Here is an 18,984-nt window from a genome sequence, read left to right as displayed (position 1 = left end):
TGTATAGAATTTCGGGCTTATCGGGTCGTTAGCTCAGTCGGTAGAGCAGCGGACTTTTAATCCGTTGGTCGAGCGTTCGAATCGCTCACGACCCACCAGATAAAACAAAAAAAAGCCGAGTTTTCAAAACTCGGCTTTTTTTGTCTTCCGACAATCCTTGTTCGGAAAGCGCGGCATTTCGTCAAATTCTTTGGTGCGGCTTCCGTATTTTTCCCGAAAATCCCTTATAATTCCGCCTCTGCAACCTTCATCGGGTGATGCTTTATGCGTTGTCCCGAGTATTGAAATATTACAAGTACCCACCAGGAAAGAACAAACGTGGACAAACTGAAAATCTCCGCAAACGGCCCGCTCAACGGGGAAATAACGGTCTCGGGCGCGAAAAACGCGGCATTGCCGCTGATGTGCGCGGGTTTGCTGACATCGGGTACGTTGCGCCTGAAAAACGTCCCTATGCTGGCAGATGTGAAAACCACACAAAAGCTGCTTCAGGGCATGGGCGCGCGCGTCCTGACCGACAATATCAGTGAATTTGAAATCAACGGCGGTACGGTAAACAACACCTGCGCCCCTTACGAGTTGGTTCGGACGATGCGCGCTTCGATTTTGGTGCTTGGCCCGACGCTGGCGCGTTTCGGCGAGGCGCAAGTCAGCCTGCCGGGCGGTTGCGCCATCGGTTCGCGCCCCGTCGATCAGCATTTGAAAGGCTTGGAAGCGATGGGGGCGGAAATCGTCATCGAACACGGTTACGTCAAAGCCAAAGGCAAACTCAAAGGTACGCGCGTGGCGATGGATGTCGTTACCGTCGGCGGCACGGAAAACCTGCTGATGGCGGCGACGCTGGCGGAAGGTACGACGGTTTTGGAAAACTGCGCCATTGAGCCTGAAGTGGTCGATTTGGCGGAATGCCTGGTCAAAATGGGCGCGAAAATCAGCGGCATCGGTACGTCCACAATGATTGTGGAAGGTGTGGACGAGCTGCACGGCTGCGAACACAGCGTCGTCCCCGACCGGATTGAAGCGGGGACGTTCCTGTGCGCGGTGGCGATAACCGGCGGCAGGGTGGTTTTGCGGAATGCCGCCCCGAAAACGATGGAAGTGGTGTTGGACAAACTGGTCGAGGCAGGTGCGGTGATTGAAGCGGGCGACGATTGGATCACCATCGATATGCGGCAGCGTCCGAAGGCGGTGGACATCCGCACGGTCGTCCACCCCGGCTTCCCCACGGATATGCAGGCGCAGTTTATGGCATTGAATGCCGTGGCGGAGGGAAGCTGCCGTGTGGTGGAAACGATTTTTGAAAACCGCTTTATGCACGTCCCCGAGTTGAACCGGATGGGGGCGAACATTACAACCGAGGGCAATACGGCATTTGTGCAGGGTGTGGGACAGCTTTCCGGCGCGGTCGTCAAGGCGACGGATTTGCGCGCGTCCGCAAGCCTCGTTATCGCCGGTTTGGCGGCGCGCGGCGAAACCGTGGTCGAACAGATTTACCACTTGGATCGCGGTTATGAAAATATTGAAAAAAAACTCGGCAGCGTCGGCGCGAAAATCGAGCGCGTATCCGGCTGATCGGGTTGCGATGCCGTCTGAAGGCTTCAGACGGCATCAATTGTTTCTGTATCGCAAACACTGATTGAAAAGGACTGATTATGGCATTTTTAAAACTGACCGAACAAAACGTGCAGGGCAAAACCGTCCTCATCCGCGCCGATATGAACGTGCCGTTCAAAGACGGCAAAATCAGCGACGACACCCGTATCCGCGCCTCGCTCGCGTCCGTCAAATACTGCCTGGACAACGGCGCGTCCGTTATCGTGATGACCCACTTGGGCCGACCGACCGAAGGCGAGTTCCACCCCGAAGACGACGTCGCGCCCGTTGCCGCGCACTTGGGCAGCCTGTTGGGCAAAGACGTGAAAGTATTGAACGACTGGCGTGAAAACAAACCCGCCCTGAACGCGGGCGATGTCGTTATGCTGCAAAACGTGCGCATCAACAAGGGCGAGAAGAAAAACGATTTGGAACTGGGCAAAGCCTATGCCGCCTTGTGCGACGTGTTCGTCAACGACGCGTTCGGCACCGCGCACCGCGCCCAAGCTTCGACCGAAGCCGTTGCCCAAGCCGCGCCCGTTGCCTGCGCCGGCGTATTGATGGCGGGCGAACTCGACGCTTTGGGCAAAGCCCTGAAACAGCCCGCGCTCCCGATGGTGGCGATTGTTGCCGGCAGCAAAGTGTCCACCAAGCTGACCATTCTCGAATCGCTGGCGGACAAAGTCGACCAACTCATCGTCGGCGGCGGCATCGCCAACACCTTCCTGTTGGCGGAAGGCAAAGCCATCGGTAAATCTTTGGCGGAACACGATTTGGTGGAAGAATCCAAAAAAATTATGGCGAAAATGGCGGCCAAAGGCGGCTCCGTACCGCTGCCGACCGATGTCGTCGTTGCCAAAGCCTTTGCCGCCGATGCCGAAGCGGTCGTGAAAGACATTGCCGACGTTGCCGAAGACGACATGATTCTGGACATCGGCCCGAAATCCGCCGCCGCGCTTGCTGAGTTGCTCAAAGCCGCAGGCACGGTGGTGTGGAACGGCCCGGTCGGCGTGTTCGAGTTTGACCAATTCGCAGGCGGCACGAAAGCCCTTGCCGAAGCCATTGCCCAAAGTAAAGCGTTCTCGATTGCGGGCGGCGGCGACACGCTGGCGGCGATTGCCAAATTCGGCGTTACCGGTCAAATCGGCTATATTTCTACCGGAGGCGGCGCGTTCTTGGAGTTCTTGGAAGGCAAAGAGTTGCCCGCCGTAGCCGCTTTGGAAAAACGCGGCGCGTAAGCGGTTTGAGATAAAAAATGCCGTCTGAAACGTTGTGCTGTTTCAGACGGCATTTTTGTGTGGCGTTTATTGTGCTTTGGCTGCCCATTCCGCCGGTGTGGCGGCTACCGAAATGGAAAGTGCGTGCAGTTCGTTACTTTCCAGTTGGGCTTTAAGCCCGTCTTTAATCAGGCGGTGGCGTGCAAGGCGTGCCTTGCCTTCAAATTCTGATGAAACGATGACGGCGAAAAAATGGTGTCCGTCGCCTTCTACTTCGATGTGTTCGCATTTTGCCACGCCTGCAATCAGGGCTTTGACTTGTTCGGGTGTCAGCATAGTGGGGAGTCCTTATTGGGAAAATGCGCCATTATACTGGCAAATCGAAATGCCGTCTGAAACGGCTTCAGACGGCATTTTTGACGGTGTTTTATTTTTTGGCCTTGAAGCCGAGCAGGTGCTGGGTGGTGGCAAGCCACGCGCCGAATACGCCCAACGCGATGACGAAGCCGAACACCAGCGAAACTTCGCTGAAATGGAAGAAACGCCAGCCGATATTGAGACCGTAGGGTTTGAAGATGGCATCGACCAACGGACGCACGGCGGAAAGCAACCAGCCGCACAGTCCCAAGCTGACGGCGGCGGAGAAGATGCTCTGCCACATGGCTTGGTAAAGGAAAGGGCGGCGGATAAACGATGCGGGCGCACCGAGCAGCTTGGTGATTTCGATTTCTTCTTTGCGGCTGAGGATTTGCAGGCGGATGGTGTTGTGTGCGACAAGGACGAACGCCATCCCCAGCGTCAGTGAAAGAAACCATAAAATTTTACGGATGAATTCGTTGATTTGGTACAGTGTCTGTACCCATTCCGTATCCATGTTGGCGGATTCGACCATAGGCAGTTTGGTAATGTCTCGGTAGATTGCCTGCATTTGGTCGGGAGTGGTTGCCGGGTCGGGGGTAACGATAAAGACATCCGGCAGGGGGTTGCCGTCAAGCATGGAAATCAGATTTTGGTCGAGATTGGACTGTAATTCTTCCAGACCGTCTTCTTTGCTGATAAAGCGGATGTTGTCGAGCCGTTTGTCGCGAGTCAGCAGGCTGCGCACGGTCTCGCTGTCGCTTTGTGTGGCAGCGGTTTCCATATAGACGGTGATTTGCGGCGACTCGTTGAGTTTGCCCAACACGCTTTGTCCGCTTTGGATGCCCAAATACATAAACAGCGGCAGCGTCATGGCGACGGCGAGCATCAGGAGGGTCAGTATTGTGCCGACAGGTTGGCGCATGAGTTGTTTGAGTGCGGTGCGTGCGGATTCGACGTGCAGCGAGAGGTAGTGGATGATGCTCATGCGAGTCGTCCTTTCGAGAGGCGCAGGATGCGGTGTCCGTAGTCCGCCATGAGGGTTTCGTCATGGGCGGCAACGATGACGGTGGTTCCTGCTTCGTGGAAGGTTTTGAACAATTCCATGATGTCGAGCGCGTAGGCGCGGTCGAGGTTGGCTGATGGTTCGTCGGCAATCAGCAGGCTGGGCTGATGAACGACGGCGCGGGCAATGCACAGGCGTTGTTGTTCACCGCCCGAGAGGGTTACGGGATCGTCCAATTCTCGCCCTTTCAAGCCGACTTTTTCAATGGCGATGCGGGCGCGTTCTTCGGCTTTGCGCGGCGGATAACCGATAATCCGCAGTGGGAGGATGACGTTTTGCAGGACGTTGCGGTCGTAGAGGATTTTGTGGTCTTGAAACACGATGCCGATATGTTGGCGCATAAAGCCGATTTGGTTGTCGGACAATGTGCCGAGGTCCTGCCCGTTAAACAGGACTTTGCCCCTGCTCGGCTTGGTGATGCCCGAAATCAGCTTGAGGACGGTGGATTTGCCCGAACCGGAGTGTCCCGCGATAAATATCATTTCGCCTTTGTTGATTTGGAAGCTGACGTTTTTCAGGGCTTCAAAACCGCCGGGATAGGTTTTGGAAACTTGTTCGAAACGGATCATAGGAGGTCCTGTGAGGAATGGGCGGCATATCGTTTCGGGCGGTTGCGTCCGCAGGGATATGCCGTCTGAACAATAGGTAAGACAGTACCGATTATAAAGATTCCGCCTGTTTTTAGATAGTGGATAAGTTTGCACCGGCAGGCGGGGGGGAAGAAAAATGCCGTCTGAAGCGGCTTCAGACGGCATCCGGCATTTAACGGCATTTTGAATGGGCGAGTTTGACGGCTTCGGTCAGGCTTTTTTCGTTTGCCTCCCCGGTAATGGTCTGCCTGTATCCGCATTTCGGGGCTTCGACGACGGTAAAGGGCAGTACGCCGACAGTGTTTCCGTAGGTTTTCATAAAGTTTCGGCTGTTCGCCCCGGTGTAACGCCAAATCGGGTAGGAAACAGGAGTTTGTTTGAGGAAGTTGCCGATATTGTCGGATGTGTCGAGCGCGATGCCGACCATATCGACGCTGCCTTTTTTCTGCGCTTTGTACCATTTGGACATGGCAGGCATCTCTTTTCGGCACGGACCGCACCAGGTTGCCCAAAGGTTGACGATGCGTACGGGGGCTTTGAGCGATTGCAGGCTTTGCGGGGTGTTGTCTTTCCATCCGGCCAGTTCGTCTGCCGAGGCGGTATGTGCGGCAAATGTGGCGGCAAGGGTGATTGCGGCAAGATTCAAGTATTTCATCGTTTTGTCCTTTGTATGTCGATTCGGGTATTGTAAACCGTTTGGTACGGTTGTAGGCGGGATATTGAGTAAAACCCTGTGTAAGCCGATAATAAGGGGATTGTCGAGAAGTAAGGAAATGTCATGTCTGAAATCAAAATTTTCCACAATCCGCGTTGCAGCAAATCGCGTGCCGCCTTGTCCCTATTGGAAGAACGCGGCATTGCTGCCGAAGTGGTCAAATATTTGGATACGCCGCCCGACTTGTCCGAATTGAAGGATATTTTCAACAAATTGGGTTTGGCATCGGCGCGCGGGATGATGCGCGTGAAAGATGATTTGTACAAGGAATTGGGTTTGGACAACCCCGATTTGGACAATGACGCGCTGCTGCGTGCCATCGCCGATCATCCCGCCCTGTTGGAGCGTCCGATTGTTTTGGCGAATGGTAAGGCGGCTGTAGGCAGGCCTTTGGAAAATATCGAAGCGGTATTGTGAACAAACGGCTGTTTTGCAGCCGCAACGGCTTGCGCTATTACCTGTTGGGCGGTTTCTGTTTGAGTGTTTTTCCGCTTTTGCTGGTGTTTGCCTCATCCGTTTGGGCGGTTTATCGGACGGGCGGGCAGGTTTTGCCGCCGTATGTCCGGGCGGATGCCGCGCTGGTGTTGGGTGCCGCCGCATGGGACAAACGCCCTTCCCCTGTTTTTCGGGAACGCATCAACCACGCCATCGCGCTTTACCAAAGCCGCAGGGTAGGCAAAATCGTGTTTACGGGAGGCCGGACCAAAAAAGGCTATATGACCGAAGCCGAGGTCGGGCGGCGGTACGCGCTCAAACAGGGGGTTCCGGCGCGCAACATCCTGTTTGAAAACACTTCGCGCAACACTTATGAAAACCTGAACAACATCCGTCCGGTTTTGCGTGCCAACGGTATTGCCAGTGTGGTGATTGTCAGCGATCCCTACCATTTGGCGCGGGCGGCGGAAATGGCGGAGGATTTGGGTGTCCGCGTTTATATGTCTGCCACGCCGACCACTCGGTTTGATGCGGGAAATAAGAAAAAAATCTTTATGCTGCAAGAGGGATATGCGTTATCCCTCTACCGTTTGGAAAAATGGGGGTGGGATTTTTTCAATTGGCTGTTTCATTGAACCTTTTTTCGGACGCAATCCCAAAGGAACCCGGTCGGCGGTGCGTGATACACTGTTCCGCGTGCCGAAGCATTGAAAACAAGGAAAATACCGTCTGAAACTTATCCGCAGGCAGGGTTCGGACGGCATTTTTGATGCCCAAGCACGGTAAAACCAGTAAAATAAACGCTTTCAAAGATTTCGGAGCCATCATGACCGTCAAAACCCGTTTCGCCCCCAGCCCCACCGGCTACCTGCATATCGGCGGCGTGCGCACCGCCTTGTTTTCATGGGCGTTTGCCCGCCATCATAAAGGCGAGTTCCTATTACGTATTGAAGACACCGACTTGGCGCGTTCTACCGCCGAATCCGTCAACATCATCCTCGACGGCATGAAATGGGTCGGTCTCAATTACGACAACGCCGACAACGTCGTTTACCAAACTCGCCGTTTCGACCGCTACAAAGAGGTCATTGCCGAACTTTTAGAAAAAGGCCATGCCTACTACTGCTATTGCAGCAAAGAAGAGCTGGAAGCCATGCGTGAGAAAGCCGAAAAAGAAGGCTCGGCGACTTACGACCGCCGCTGGCGTCCGGAAGTAGGTAAAACCCTGCCCGAAATCCCGTCCGACGTACAACCCGTTGTCCGTTTCAAAACGCCTTTGGACGGTGTGACCAAATGGACAGACTTGGTCAAAGGCGAAATCTCCATCCCCAACGAAGCACTCGATGACCTGATTATCGCCCGCGCCGACGGTACGCCGACCTACAACTTCTGCGTTGTCGTAGACGACTACGACATGGGCGTTACCCACGTTATCCGCGGCGACGACCATGTGAACAACACGCCGAAACAAATCAACATCTTAAAAGCCATCGACGCGAACCTGCCCGAATACGGCCACCTGCCGATGATTCTTAACGAACAAGGCAAAAAAATCTCCAAACGCAGCGGCGATACCGTTGCCATTACCGATTTCGGCGCAATGGGCATCCTGCCCGAAGCGATGCTCAACTATCTGGCACGCTTGGGCTGGGCGCACGGCGACGATGAATTCTTCACAATGGAACAATTCATCGAATGGTTTGATTTGAAAGACGTTTCCCCGTCTCCAAGCCGTATGGACTTGAAAAAACTCTACTGGATCAACGGCGAACACATCAAAATCACCACCAACGAAAAACTGGCCGAAATGGTGAAACCGCGCCTCGCCCTGCGCGATATCCATGAAACAAGCAAGCCTGCTTTGGAAGACGTGTTGGCATTGGTCAAAGACCGCGCCCAAGACCTGAACACCCTCGCCGACGAGTGCCTCTACTTCTACGTCAAACAAACGCCTGCCGAAGCGGATGTGCAGAAACACTGGGACGACGAAGCCGCCGCCCGTATGCTGCGCTTCGCCGAACGCCTCGAAGGGCTGGAAGACTGGAACGCCGAAGCCATCCACGACTTGTTCAAGCCCTTCTGTGACGAAGAAGGCATCAAAATGGGCAAACTCGGTATGCCCCTGCGCCTCGCCGTCTGCGGTACGGCGAAAACCCCGAGCGTCGATGCCGTGTTGGCATTAATCGGCAAAGAGGAAGTGTTGAAACGCATCCGCGCTTAAGTTATCCACAGGTGCGGGCAATGCCGTTTGATGTCGGAATGCGGCTTCAGACGGCATTTAAACGGAAGTTGAACATGAAAAAAATATTGTATTTTCTGATGTTTGTTTTTTCTACAGGCGTATGGGCGGGGGATGCGGAAGACAATCTGCTCAGCATCCAATCCGGCTATCGTGCCTTACTGCAAAAACAAAACAATTTGGACGGAAAAATCATCGGGATGCAGTCGGATTTGGAAGATGCGCGCCGGCGGTTGCAGACGGCGCAGGCGGATATTACCCGTTTGGAAGCGGAAATTCCTGCTGCAATGGCGCAAAAAGCCCGGCAGGCTGAAGAGCTGAGGCAAATCGGAGTGCGTTTGGACCATGCTTGGAATGCGGTTTACGGTGCGGGGGGAACAAAGGCGTCGGGGAATTGACCGATGAATTCTCTCTTTGTGGACAATACTGTTTCCATCACACGGCTGAAAGCCGGGCATATCGGCAGGTTGGTTCAGGCGTTGTTTGAGGAGTGGCACGGATTTGAACCGTGGTCTTCTGTGGATAAGATTCGTGCCTATTACGGCAGGTGTTTGAAGGATGACGAACTGCCGCTGGCTTTTGCGGCTGTGGATGATTCCGGAATCCTGTTGGGTTCGGCTGCGGTCAAGCGGCATGATATGGAAAGTTTTCCACAGTATGAATATTGGTTGGGCGATGTCTTTGTTTTACCTGAATATCGCGGAAAAGGCATTGGCAGGAGGCTGGTCGCCCACTGCATAGGCGCGGCTCGTTCGCTGGGGATAAAATTCTTGTATCTTTATACGCCTGATGTGCAAATATTTTATGAATCATTCGGCTGGGCGGTTGTCGGGCGACATTTCCATAACGGGGAATGGGTTACGGTTATGCGTTTGGATGTGGATAAGGTTTAAGCCGAATGGACAGATGCCGTCTGAGCTGTTCAGACGGCATTTTTATGTTTGGAAACTTCCTGTCAGATATAGTGGATTAACAAAAACCGGTACGGCGTTGTCTTGCCTTAGCTCAAAGAGAACGATTCTCTAAGGTGCTGAAGCACCAAGTGAATCGCTTCCGTACTATTTGTACTGTCTGCGGCTTCGTCGCCTTGTCCTGATTTTTGTTAATCCACTATAAAGTTTATCCACAGATTTTTCCATATGGTTTGATGCTGTTCCGCCAACGGAAATTAAGATACGGATTTGCACAAATCTTTCAGACGGTACAGTTCTGACAATGCTTCGCGCGGGGTCAGGCTGTCGGGATCGAGGTTTTCCAGGGCTGCTGCCAATATACCTTCAAAATGTTTTTCCTCTGCTTTGTCCACAAAGCTGCCCACATTCGGTTCATCTCCTTTTTCAGACGGCATGGTACTGAAAATATCCAGTTGGGGCCGGTTTGCGGCGGCTTGGTTTTCCAGTCCGTTCAAATGCTTTTGGGCGGATTTCAATGCGCGTACAGGCAGGCCGGCGAGTTTGGCGACGGCGATGCCGTAGCTTTTTCCGGCGGGCCCTGGTTGGATTTGGTGCAGGAACACGATGTCCTGTCCCTGTTCGAGCGCGGAAAGGTGCATATTGACGGCGGCGGAGTGGGCTTCGGTCAGGTAGGTCAGCTCGAAATAGTGGGTGGCAAACAGGCTGAAGGATTTGTTTTTTTGCAGCAGGTGTTCGGCAACGGCGTGCGCGATGGCGAGACCGTCGAAAGTGGAAGTACCACGTCCGACTTCGTCCATTAAAACAAGGCTTTGTTCGGTGGCGTGATGCAGGATGTAGGCGGTTTCGCTCATTTCGACCATGAAGGTGGAGCGGTTGGAGGCGAGGTCGTCCGATGCGCCGATGCGGGTGAAGATTTGATCGACAGGCCCGATTGTGGCGGCATCGGCAGGCACGAAACAGCCGGTGTGTGCCAATAAAACAATCAGCGCGACTTGGCGCATGTAGGTGGATTTGCCGCCCATATTGGGGCCGGTGAGCAGCATGAGGCGGTGTTTGTGGTCGAGGTCGGTGTGGTTGGCGGTGAAGTGGCGTACCTGCTGTTCGACCACGGGATGGCGGCCGTTTTCGATGTGGATAACCGGATAGTCGGCAAACTCGGGGCGGACGAAGTTCCGCTCTTTTGCCAAGGCTGAAAATGTGGACAACACGTCCAGCGCGGCGGCGGCTTTGGCGGCTTTTTGAAGCTGGGGCAATGCCGTCTGAAGGTTTTTCAATACGCCGTCAAAGAGTTGTTTTTCTAAGGCGAGGGCTTGGTCTTGGGCAGTCAGCACTTTGTCTTCAAAGGCTTTCAGTTCCGGCGTGATGAAGCGTTCGGCGTTTTTGAGGGTTTGCCGGCGTTGGTAGTCGGCAGGTGCTTGTTCGGCTTGGGTTTTGGACAATTCAATGTAAAAGCCGTGAACGCGGTTGAACTCGACTTTGAGTGTGGACAAACCGGTACGTTCGCGTTCCTTGGCTTCCAAATCCAGCAAAAATTCGTCGCCATGGTTTTGAATGCGGCGCAATTCGTCCAGTTCGGGATGAAAACCGTGGTTGATGACATTGCCGTCTTTCAGCCAGACGGAAGGTTCGGGCAAAATAGCTTGTCGGAGCTGTTCGGCTGTGGATAGGTTTTCCGGGAAAACGGCTTTGAGGGTTTCTAAGAGACTGCTGCCCTCGGCGGACAGTTCGATTTCGGACAGGGCAAACAGGCTGTCGCGCAGGGCGGCGAGGTCGCGCGGGCGGGCGTTGCCCACGGCAATACGGGCGGCGATGCGTTCGATGTCGGCAATGCTTTTCAGACGGCATTGGAGGGGTTCGTATTGGCTTTCCAGTGCGGCAACGGCTTCTTGGCGCGCTCGGATGTGAGCGCGGTTGCGTAAAGGGTGGTGCAGCCACAATGCCAACAGGCGGCTGCCCATATGGGTGGCGCAGCCGTCTAGTATGGAAAACAGGGTCGGCGATTTTTTGCCGGAGAGGCTTTGTGTGATTTCGAGGTTGCGGCGCGTGGCGGCATCCATGCCGATATATTGGCTGTCGGTTTCGAGCGACAGGCCGTCCAAGTGTTGCGGCATCAGGTTTTGCGTCAGGCGGATATAGTTCAACAGCGCGCCCGCCGCGCCAATCGCAACGGCGTGTTCTTTGCTGTCCAAACCGAAGCCGCGCAAATCCTGGCAGCCGAAATATTCCGTCAGCAGTTTTTCCCCCGCGTCGGCGGCAAACTGCCACGCATTCAGGCGTGTAACACCCGATGCCGTCTGAAGTTGCAGCGCGTTTTTACTGTCCGGCAGCAGAATTTCCGCCGCCTGCAGGCGCGCCAGTTCGTCGTCCAATTTATCCACAGTTGTCAGCTTGGTTTTGAATTCGCCGCTTTGCAGCGATGCCCACGCTAAACCGATGTATTTTTTGTCGGGAGACACGGCAACGATGCGGTTGGTTTCCTTGTCTTCCAGCAATGCGGAATCGGTCAGCGTGCCGGGCGTTACGATGCGGACAACTTTGCGTTCCACCGGCCCTTTGCCCGCGCCGACTTCGCCGACCTGTTCGCAAATTGCCACGCTTTTGCCCATCTTCACCAACCGCACCAGATACTGTTCCGCCGCGTGAAACGGCACGCCCGCCATTTTAATCGGCACGCCGTCCATCTGCCCGCGCGTGGTCAGGGTAATGTCCAGCAGCTTTGCCGCTTCCACTGCGTCATCCAAAAACAGCTCGTAAAAATCGCCCATGCGGTAAAACACCAGTTTGTCGGCATGTTGCGCTTTGATGGCGAGATACTGCTGCATCATCGGGGAAACGGAGGGTTTGGACATGGGGCTGCCTTATCATTAGGAAAACGGTATTGTAGCAAAAGGTTTTGTCTTCGACGGAATGAGACTGACCGTAAGCCTGTCAATAAAGTTGTGGAGACAAATAGGAAAACAGCAAACTTATCCACAAGAATATTATTAAGTCAAAAAACATCCACGCTTATCTGTCTTATACGGCAAGCCTTAAACTCAAATTTATTTGACAAAAAGTTAATGAAAATATTGGATATTTGCTACTTATACACAAGCAGGTCGGCAATCATCAAAATCATCATTAAAATTTTAAATTCAAATATTGATAATAAAAGTTTTGGAAATCTGTGAAAACAACAAAATTCATCTATATCAAATAAGCGTCAAGTAGTTGGGTGTAATAGTGGAGTGTAACTTTATTTCAGAATACAATACGGGCATTGAAATTTCGTTTCATAGCTTGGAGTATAAACATGAGCATTAAAGTAGCGATTAACGGTTTCGGCCGCATCGGCCGCCTCGCATTGCGTCAAATTGAAAAAGCCCACGGCATCGAAGTCGTCGCCGTCAACGACCTGACCCCTGCCGAAATGCTGCTGCACCTTTTCAAATACGACAGCACACAAGGCCGTTTCCAAGGTACTGCCGAATTAAAAGACGATGCCATCGTAGTAAATGGCAAAGAAATCAAAGTTTTCGCCAATCCAAATCCTGAAGAATTGCCTTGGGGCGAGTTGGGTGTGGATGTCGTCCTTGAATGTACCGGTTTCTTTACCAGCAAAACCAAAGCCGAAGCACACATCCGTGCCGGCGCGCGCAAAGTCGTGATTTCCGCACCTGGCGGCAATGATGTGAAAACCGTCGTATATGGCGTAAACCAAGACATTTTGGACGGCAGCGAAACCGTTATCTCCGCCGCTTCCTGCACCACCAACTGCCTTGCCCCGATGGCGGCAATCCTGCAAAAAGAGTTCGGCGTAGTCGAAGGCCTGATGACCACCATCCACGCCTACACCGGCGACCAAAACACCCTTGACGCGCCGCACCGCAAAGGCGATTTGCGCCGCGCCCGCGCCGCCGCGCTCAACATCGTGCCCAACAGCACCGGCGCCGCCAAAGCCATCGGTCTGGTTATCCCCGAATTGAACGGCAAACTCGACGGCTCTGCCCAACGCGTCCCCGTCGCCACCGGCTCGCTGACCGAATTGGTTTCCGTCCTCGAACGCCCTGTAACCAAAGAAGAAATCAACGCCGCGATGAAAGCCGCCGCCAGCGAATCTTACGGCTACAACGAAGATCAAATTGTTTCTTCCGACGTTGTCGGCATCGAATACGGCTCGCTCTTTGACGCAACCCAAACCCGCGTGATGACCGTGGGCGGCAAACAACTGGTGAAAACCGTTGCCTGGTACGATAACGAAATGTCCTACACCTGCCAACTCGTCCGCACTTTGGAATACTTTGCAGGCAAAATCTAAGGCTTGAACAAACCTGTGGATAAGTAAATGCCGTCTGAACACATTGCGTTCAGACGGCATTGTTTGTCTGTAACTTGATATTGCGGCTTATGGCGAACAAACAACAGCCGTTTGTTCAACTGCCATGCGGCAAAACCGGATTTTTGCCCGATTTAAAGCGGGGTTGGAGAAAGATCAATAACGGTTGCGCGGTTTTCCTCGATTTGAAACTTGACTTCATAATTCTCAATATTCATGACGTAAATCCGTTCGGGAATATTCTGATAGGCGGGGCGTGGGTCTTGGGCAATGCTTTGGCTGATTAGGTTTTGGGTGCTTTCAGATAAATTTTCCGCGCCGATGTTTTCCAGCCATACGACTTCAAGTTCTTCGGGTTTGCCGCTGACGAAGCCGGATGATGCATCGGGTTTGGATTCGACAAAGGGGATGTAGGGTTTAATGTCGATAATCGGTGTGCCGTCCAGTAGGTCTGCGCCGCTGCAATAAAGGCGGACGGGTTTGCCGGTTTCGATACGTTCGAGTTTTAAGAGCGATAGTCCGAGATGGTTGGGGCGATGGGGGCTGCGCGTGGCGAATACGCCCATTTTTTGTTTGCCGCCGAGCCGTGGCGGGCGCACCATTTGTGCCCAGCCTTCATCCAATACGCCGTGAAAAATAAAACTTATCCACACATAATCGAAGTGTTCCAGTCCGCGCACGCTGTCTGCGGTAAATTCGGGATTCAGCTCGATGCATACTTCTGCGGCGGAGACTAAACCGGGCTGGCGGGCGATGCCGAATTTCTGTTTGTAGGGCGATCGGGCGGTGCCGATGGGGGTAATGGTATAAGTCATAAGATTGTGGATAAGTTTTTTGGAAAAACCTTATCTTATCACAGCCGGTTTTACCGCTTTCGGGCAGTAATTTGTTATAATACAGGGCATTTTAATCGTGTTGAAATAAAGTAGCACAGAATCCTCGTGTCCAAGACGCTCTTAAAAAAGGCATTGGAGTATTGATAAAAAAAAAGAAGCATAACGGTTCGCTATAACGAAGAGGGAATCCCGTATATTACACCCAAGTCAGGTTGTTATCTTTCCTTTCAGATCTCACCTATAGGAGGTGAGATTGAAATTTTGGGTAATAAAATCGGATTACAGCTTCTAGCAAGGAGCATCTTAGGTATAGCTAAAATGGAGGAGGTGGATATGACATATCATATCCACCTAGATGAATTGTACTCCTTAAATAAAGAAGGTAAGAGTTTTGTTATTCGTAAAATAGAGAATGACGATCTTAAGTGAAGAAGTAATGAGATGATTGTTTCCATTGATGTTGATGCACAAAAAACTTTTACGCCTTTGTGTCCTGACGAGCTACCTGTGAACGAGGGGCATTTGATTGTCGAAGAGTTGAATGCCCAAGCCGCTTTGGCGGATTTGCGCGTGATGACGAAAGATGCGCATCATACGGCAGCGAAATGGCTTGTGGGTAACTCTGTTGATATGTTGAAGCCGACAGGTTTGCCTGATGCGGATTTGACTTGGGTGGCTCATGCAATGGTCGGTACGCGTGGCTATGAATTGTTGGGCGGTCTGCCTTCTGCCAAAGAATACGATTATTGTGTTTGGAAAGGCGTCGATCCCGAATTGCATCCTTACGGCGCGTGTTTTCACGATATTGAGGAAAAACTGAGCACTGGATTGATTGAGTGGCTGCGTTGTCAACATACGGATACGGTCATTGTCGGCGGGTTGGCTACGGATTATTGTGTAAAAATAACGGTTTTGCAGTTGCTTAAAGGTGGTAATTGGCAGGTTATCGTCAATGAAGCGGCTTGTCGGGGCATTGCGCCGGATACCATTGAAACGGCATGGCAGGAAATGCGTTCTGCCGGTGCAATTATCTTAAAAAACGCCGAAGAAATTAAAAAATATATTAATAATCAATGAGTTAAAATCGTTTCACGTGAAACATACTTCTTAAATATGAAAATTTTGCTTGTCCGCTTGTCCAGTATGGGCGATTTAATTCACACTTTGCCCGCAATCGAGGATTTGGCGCGACAATGCCCTAATGTGGAACTTCATTGGCTGTGTGAAGCTGGATTTGCAGATATTGCGCGCCTGCATCTGTTTGTGAAAAAAATCCATGTGATGAGATGGCGGCAATGGCGCAAACATCTCTTTCGGGTTGAAACTTGGCGAGAAATAGGTCGTCTGAAACAGGCTTTGCGGCAGGAAGCATTTGATTTTGTATTGGATAGTCAAGGTCTGATTAAAAGCGCGTGTTTCGCCAAAATGGCGAAATCCCCTATTTATGGTTTGGATAAAAATAGCGCGCGTGAGAGATTGGCTGCGGTTGCGTATGAGAAAACATACGCTGTACCGAAGGGGAAAAATGCCGTTTGGCGCAACCGAGAGCTGTTTGCCCAAGTATTTGGGTATGTGATGCCTGAAACGCAGGTATTCGGTTTGACTGTTCCTGAGGCGGGTCGTCTGAAAAATTTAGAGCAGCCGTATTATGCAGCTTTGCACGCGACTAGCCGAGACAGTAAATTATGGCCTATGGAAAACTGGCGGGTGTTGCTGCAAAAACTGAATGAAGAGCAACAATGCAATATTTACCTGCCATGGGGAAGTAAAGCTGAAAAAACGCGTGCCGAACAGATTGCAGATGGACTGCCTTTTGCTATTGTGTGTGACAAAATGAATTTATTGCAGGCAGCGTATCTGCTGAAACACGCGGTCGGAATTGTTGGCGTGGATACCGGTTTGCTGCATTTGGCAAACGCCTTGGAAAAACCTGTAGTCGGCATTTATACCGATACCGATCCGATTAAAACAGGCGTTCAGGTTTCGCTTATTGCAAGAAATTTGGGTAATATCGGGCAGATTCCGACCGCAGATTTGGTTTATCAAGCTTTGATGGATTGTGTGGCTGCTGATGAGGTTTGGATGCCGTCTGAAACTGAAATGGCGGGATGATGTTTCTAATTTATCGAGTGTGGAAATGTCTATCTACCGGCCTGAGTAAATACTTTTAAATGATATAATCGGCAAGTATTATCCGGAAGATTTTTAAATAAATCCGGTTTTAAGGAAAACGGATTTGGTTTTGTAGAGAAGAAGGTTTGGTTTCGCCGGATGGAAAGCAACGTTCTTTTTGGGAGAATTTAATGAAAGCACTGGTCGCGGTAAAGCGCGTAGTAGACTACAACGTCAAAGTTCGTGTAAAAGCCGATGGTTCGGATGTGGATATCGGTAATGTCAAAATGTCGATGAACCCATTTGACGAAATCGCTGTGGAAGAAGTCGTCCGACTAAAAGAAGCCGGAAAAGTAAGCGAAATCGTAGCGGTTTCTTTGGGCGAGAAAAAATGCGAAGAAACGTTGCGTACCGCTTTGGCTATGGGTGCCGACCGTGCAATTCATGTTGAAACCGATGCGAAATTGGAGCCTCTGGCTGTTGCCAAGCTGCTGAAAGCCGTTGCGGACAAAGAAAATCCGCAAATTTTCTTTTTGGGCAAACAAGCGATTGATGATGATGCTAACCAAGTGGCGCAAATGCTGGCAGCTTTGTTGAATGCGGCGCAAGGTACGTTTGCTTCAAAAGTACAAATTGAAGGTGATGAAGTACAGATTGTGCGCGAAATCGATGGCGGCGAAGAAACGATTGCATTGAAACTGCCTGCAGTCATCAGTGCAGATTTGCGTTTGAATGAGCCTCGCTTTGTCAAACTCCCTAATATTATGGCGGCAAAGAAAAAACCTTTGGAAAAACTGGCTCCTGCCGATTTGGTTGCCGACATTTCACCTCGTCTGAAAACGGTGAAATTTGCTGAACCTAAGGCGCGTCAGGCAGGCGTAAAAGTAGCAAGCGTTGCCGAATTGGTTGAAAAATTGAAAAACGAAGTCAAAGTGATTTGAGGAGACTGAAATGAGTGTATTGATTATTGCTGAACACGACAACAAACAGTTGAATCCTGCCACTTTGCATGCTGTTACCGCTGCCGTCAAACTGGGCAAAGTCGATTTATTGGTTGCCGGAAACGGCGCATCGTCCGTCGTGGAATTCGCGAAGCAAGTAGCGGGAGTGGAAAAAGTTTTGGTTGCAGATGCTACTCATTATGCTGAAGGTTTGGCTGAAGAGTTGGCTCCGCTGGTTGTTAAATTGGCGGTGGATTACCGCTATGTTGTAGCAACGGCGACTACATTCGGTAAAAACCTTCTGCCCCGCGTAGCCGCCTTATTAGACGTACCGCAAATTTCTGATTTAACCGAGATTGTAGATAACACGACTTTTGTGCGCCCGATTTATGCAGGTAATGCATTTGAAACCGTGCAAGCCGATGCAGAAAAATTAGTGCTAACCTTCCGTGCGACGGCTTTTGACGCAGTGGCGGCGCAAGGTGGCAATGCTGAGGTAATTAATGTTGAAACAACCCCTGCCCAAAACCTGAGTCGTTTTGTGAACCGTCAGCTTTCCCATTCCGATCGTCCTGAACTGACTCAGGCAAAAGTGATTATTTCCGGTGGTCGTGCGTTGGGTAGTGCAGAAAAATTCAATGAGGTGCTGACACCGTTGGCGGATGTTTTAGGTGCGGCAATCGGTGCATCCCGTGCGGCAGTTGATGCTGAATATGCGCCAAACGATGCTCAAGTCGGACAAACCGGTAAAGTGGTTGCGCCGCAACTCTATTTTGCAATCGGTATTTCAGGTGCAATTCAACACGTTGCCGGTATGCAAGACAGTAAGGTGATTGTTGCAATCAATAAAGATGCTGATGCGCCGATTTTCAATGTAGCCGATTATGGATTAGTAGGTGATTTATTTGAAATCGTTCCACAATTAACAGAAGTATTGAAAAATTAATGTTTCACGTGAAACTTTCAGACGACCTCGTTATTAATGAGGTCGTCTGAAAACATTTCAGCATGATTACGACTTATAAAACCATTACTTCCCCGACGCAGGCTGAGTTTAAAGATAAAGGCAGCCGTTTTATTGCATTTGCCTATCCGATTCGGATATTGTCTGATGTGAAAAAAATACCTCGATCCGTTAAAGGAAGAACATCATAAAGCGCGGCATTGGTGCTATGCCTATCGTTTGGGTGTAGATGGTATGCAATTTCGTGCCAACGATGATGGAGAGCCATCAGGAAGTGCTGGACGACCAATTTTGGGACAGATTGATTCGGTGGGTATCACCGATGTTTTGGTTGTGGTTGTCCGCTATTTCGGCGGTACTTTATTAGGCGTTCCAGGTCTGATACATGCGTACAAAGAGGCGACGGCTCAAGCGTTGGCAGTTGCAGAAGTGGTTAAAAAGAATATTGAAAAAACCGTTTGGCTGAAATGTGAATATCCGTTTTTGAATGAAGCGATACGCATTGCCAAACAATATCAGGTGGATATATTGGAGCAGGATTTACAGTTGGATTGCCGATTGACGGTAAATTTGTCGTTGGCAAATTATGAGGCCTGTGTTTTGGCTTGGAAGAATACACGGCAAATTGAAGTAAATACGGAAAAGCCTTTTGAATGAAAAGGTCGTCTGAAATGCTTTGTGATGGTATTT

Annotated in this window: 19 protein-coding genes, 1 tRNA gene and 1 pseudogene; 15 read left to right on the top strand and 6 right to left on the bottom strand. The window is 51.3% G+C overall.

Annotated features, from left to right (window positions below):
* Positions 1-22 precede the first annotated feature (22 nt).
* From Q3O12_RS04220 to Q3O12_RS04210, 3 genes are all read left to right on the top strand, one after another.
* Positions 23-98 (top strand) — tRNA-Lys (locus tag Q3O12_RS04220).
* Between the two features lie 220 nt (positions 99-318).
* Complete coding sequence (murA, locus tag Q3O12_RS04215) at positions 319-1,572, top strand: UDP-N-acetylglucosamine 1-carboxyvinyltransferase (RefSeq protein WP_301669494.1); 1,254 nt, start codon at positions 319-321, stop codon at positions 1,570-1,572.
* A gap of 80 nt (positions 1,573-1,652) precedes the next feature.
* Positions 1,653-2,831, top strand: a complete 1,179-nt coding sequence (locus Q3O12_RS04210) for a phosphoglycerate kinase (protein WP_301669493.1) — start codon at positions 1,653-1,655, stop codon at positions 2,829-2,831.
* A 66-nt stretch (positions 2,832-2,897) separates the two neighbouring features.
* Here the strand turns inward: Q3O12_RS04210 and Q3O12_RS04205 are convergent, their stop codons facing one another.
* The 4 genes from Q3O12_RS04205 to Q3O12_RS04190 form a co-directional block, all read right to left on the bottom strand.
* Positions 2,898-3,146: a BolA family protein gene (locus Q3O12_RS04205; protein WP_002247180.1), complete on the bottom strand. Its 249-nt coding sequence runs from the start codon at positions 3,144-3,146 to the stop codon at positions 2,898-2,900.
* A gap of 91 nt (positions 3,147-3,237) precedes the next feature.
* A complete protein-coding gene (gene ftsX / locus Q3O12_RS04200) occupies positions 3,238-4,155 on the bottom strand; it encodes a permease-like cell division protein FtsX (protein ID WP_301669489.1) in 918 nt (305 codons plus the stop codon).
* On the bottom strand, positions 4,152-4,802 hold the full coding sequence (gene ftsE / locus Q3O12_RS04195; RefSeq protein WP_301669488.1) for a cell division ATP-binding protein FtsE: 651 nt from the start codon (positions 4,800-4,802) through the stop codon (positions 4,152-4,154). The genes ftsX and ftsE overlap by 4 nt, the downstream gene beginning before the upstream one ends.
* Positions 4,803-4,995: 193 nt before the next feature.
* Positions 4,996-5,478, bottom strand: coding sequence for a TlpA disulfide reductase family protein (locus tag Q3O12_RS04190; protein WP_002240892.1), 483 nt, complete (start codon positions 5,476-5,478; stop codon positions 4,996-4,998).
* 123 nt (positions 5,479-5,601) lie between these two features.
* On the opposite strand from Q3O12_RS04190, the gene arsC reads away from it, so the two are divergent.
* From arsC to Q3O12_RS04165, 5 genes are all read left to right on the top strand, one after another.
* Positions 5,602-5,955: an arsenate reductase (glutaredoxin) gene (gene arsC, locus Q3O12_RS04185; RefSeq protein WP_002242104.1), complete on the top strand. Its 354-nt coding sequence runs from the start codon at positions 5,602-5,604 to the stop codon at positions 5,953-5,955.
* On the top strand, positions 5,952-6,608 hold the full coding sequence (locus tag Q3O12_RS04180; protein ID WP_061695179.1) for a YdcF family protein: 657 nt from the start codon (positions 5,952-5,954) through the stop codon (positions 6,606-6,608). The genes arsC and Q3O12_RS04180 overlap by 4 nt, the downstream gene beginning before the upstream one ends.
* A gap of 191 nt (positions 6,609-6,799) precedes the next feature.
* Positions 6,800-8,194: a glutamate--tRNA ligase gene (gene gltX, locus Q3O12_RS04175; protein WP_301669485.1), complete on the top strand. Its 1,395-nt coding sequence runs from the start codon at positions 6,800-6,802 to the stop codon at positions 8,192-8,194.
* 20 nt (positions 8,195-8,214) lie between these two features.
* Positions 8,215-8,610 carry a coiled-coil domain-containing protein gene (locus Q3O12_RS04170; RefSeq protein ID WP_301669484.1) on the top strand — a complete coding sequence of 132 codons (396 nt, stop codon included), beginning with the start codon at positions 8,215-8,217 and terminating at the stop codon, positions 8,608-8,610.
* A gap of 3 nt (positions 8,611-8,613) precedes the next feature.
* A complete protein-coding gene (locus Q3O12_RS04165) occupies positions 8,614-9,105 on the top strand; it encodes a GNAT family N-acetyltransferase (protein ID WP_301669483.1) in 492 nt (163 codons plus the stop codon).
* A 275-nt stretch (positions 9,106-9,380) separates the two neighbouring features.
* Here Q3O12_RS04165 and mutS read toward each other — a convergent pair whose 3' ends face one another.
* A complete protein-coding gene (mutS, locus tag Q3O12_RS04160) occupies positions 9,381-11,975 on the bottom strand; it encodes a DNA mismatch repair protein MutS (protein ID WP_301669482.1) in 2,595 nt (864 codons plus the stop codon).
* 443 nt (positions 11,976-12,418) lie between these two features.
* Between mutS and gap the strand changes: the two genes are divergently transcribed.
* A complete protein-coding gene (gene gap / locus Q3O12_RS04155) occupies positions 12,419-13,423 on the top strand; it encodes a type I glyceraldehyde-3-phosphate dehydrogenase (protein WP_301669481.1) in 1,005 nt (334 codons plus the stop codon).
* Positions 13,424-13,575: 152 nt separating this feature from the next.
* On the opposite strand, the gene tsaA is transcribed toward gap, so the two are convergent.
* Positions 13,576-14,256 (bottom strand): tRNA (N6-threonylcarbamoyladenosine(37)-N6)-methyltransferase TrmO, encoded by a 681-nt coding sequence (tsaA, locus tag Q3O12_RS04150; RefSeq protein WP_301669480.1) that lies wholly within the window; start codon positions 14,254-14,256, stop codon positions 13,576-13,578.
* Positions 14,257-14,538: 282 nt separating this feature from the next.
* Here tsaA and Q3O12_RS10930 point away from each other — a divergent pair, with 282 nt between their 5' ends.
* The 6 genes and pseudogenes from Q3O12_RS10930 (at position 14,539) to Q3O12_RS04125 (ending at position 18,951) form a co-directional block, all read left to right on the top strand.
* Entirely contained in the window at positions 14,539-14,706 is a 168-nt protein-coding gene (locus Q3O12_RS10930) for an Imm32 family immunity protein (protein WP_432758151.1), read from the top strand.
* A gap of 12 nt (positions 14,707-14,718) precedes the next feature.
* Positions 14,719-15,354, top strand: a complete 636-nt coding sequence (locus tag Q3O12_RS04145) for a nicotinamidase (RefSeq protein WP_301669478.1) — start codon at positions 14,719-14,721, stop codon at positions 15,352-15,354.
* Between the two features lie 36 nt (positions 15,355-15,390).
* A complete protein-coding gene (waaC, locus tag Q3O12_RS04140) occupies positions 15,391-16,389 on the top strand; it encodes a lipopolysaccharide heptosyltransferase I (protein WP_301669476.1) in 999 nt (332 codons plus the stop codon).
* 191 nt (positions 16,390-16,580) lie between these two features.
* On the top strand, positions 16,581-17,330 hold the full coding sequence (locus Q3O12_RS04135) for an electron transfer flavoprotein subunit beta/FixA family protein (protein ID WP_301669474.1): 750 nt from the start codon (positions 16,581-16,583) through the stop codon (positions 17,328-17,330).
* Between the two features lie 10 nt (positions 17,331-17,340).
* Positions 17,341-18,276, top strand: a complete 936-nt coding sequence (locus tag Q3O12_RS04130) for an electron transfer flavoprotein subunit alpha/FixB family protein (protein WP_301669472.1) — start codon at positions 17,341-17,343, stop codon at positions 18,274-18,276.
* A gap of 62 nt (positions 18,277-18,338) precedes the next feature.
* Positions 18,339-18,951: pseudogene (locus Q3O12_RS04125) on the top strand (IMPACT family protein).
* Positions 18,952-18,984: the final 33 nt, after the last annotated feature.

Source organism: Neisseria benedictiae, from assembly GCF_958267435.1.
Lineage (GTDB): Bacteria > Pseudomonadota > Gammaproteobacteria > Burkholderiales > Neisseriaceae > Neisseria > Neisseria bergeri.
This window is presented reverse-complemented; position numbering and strand designations above follow the sequence as displayed.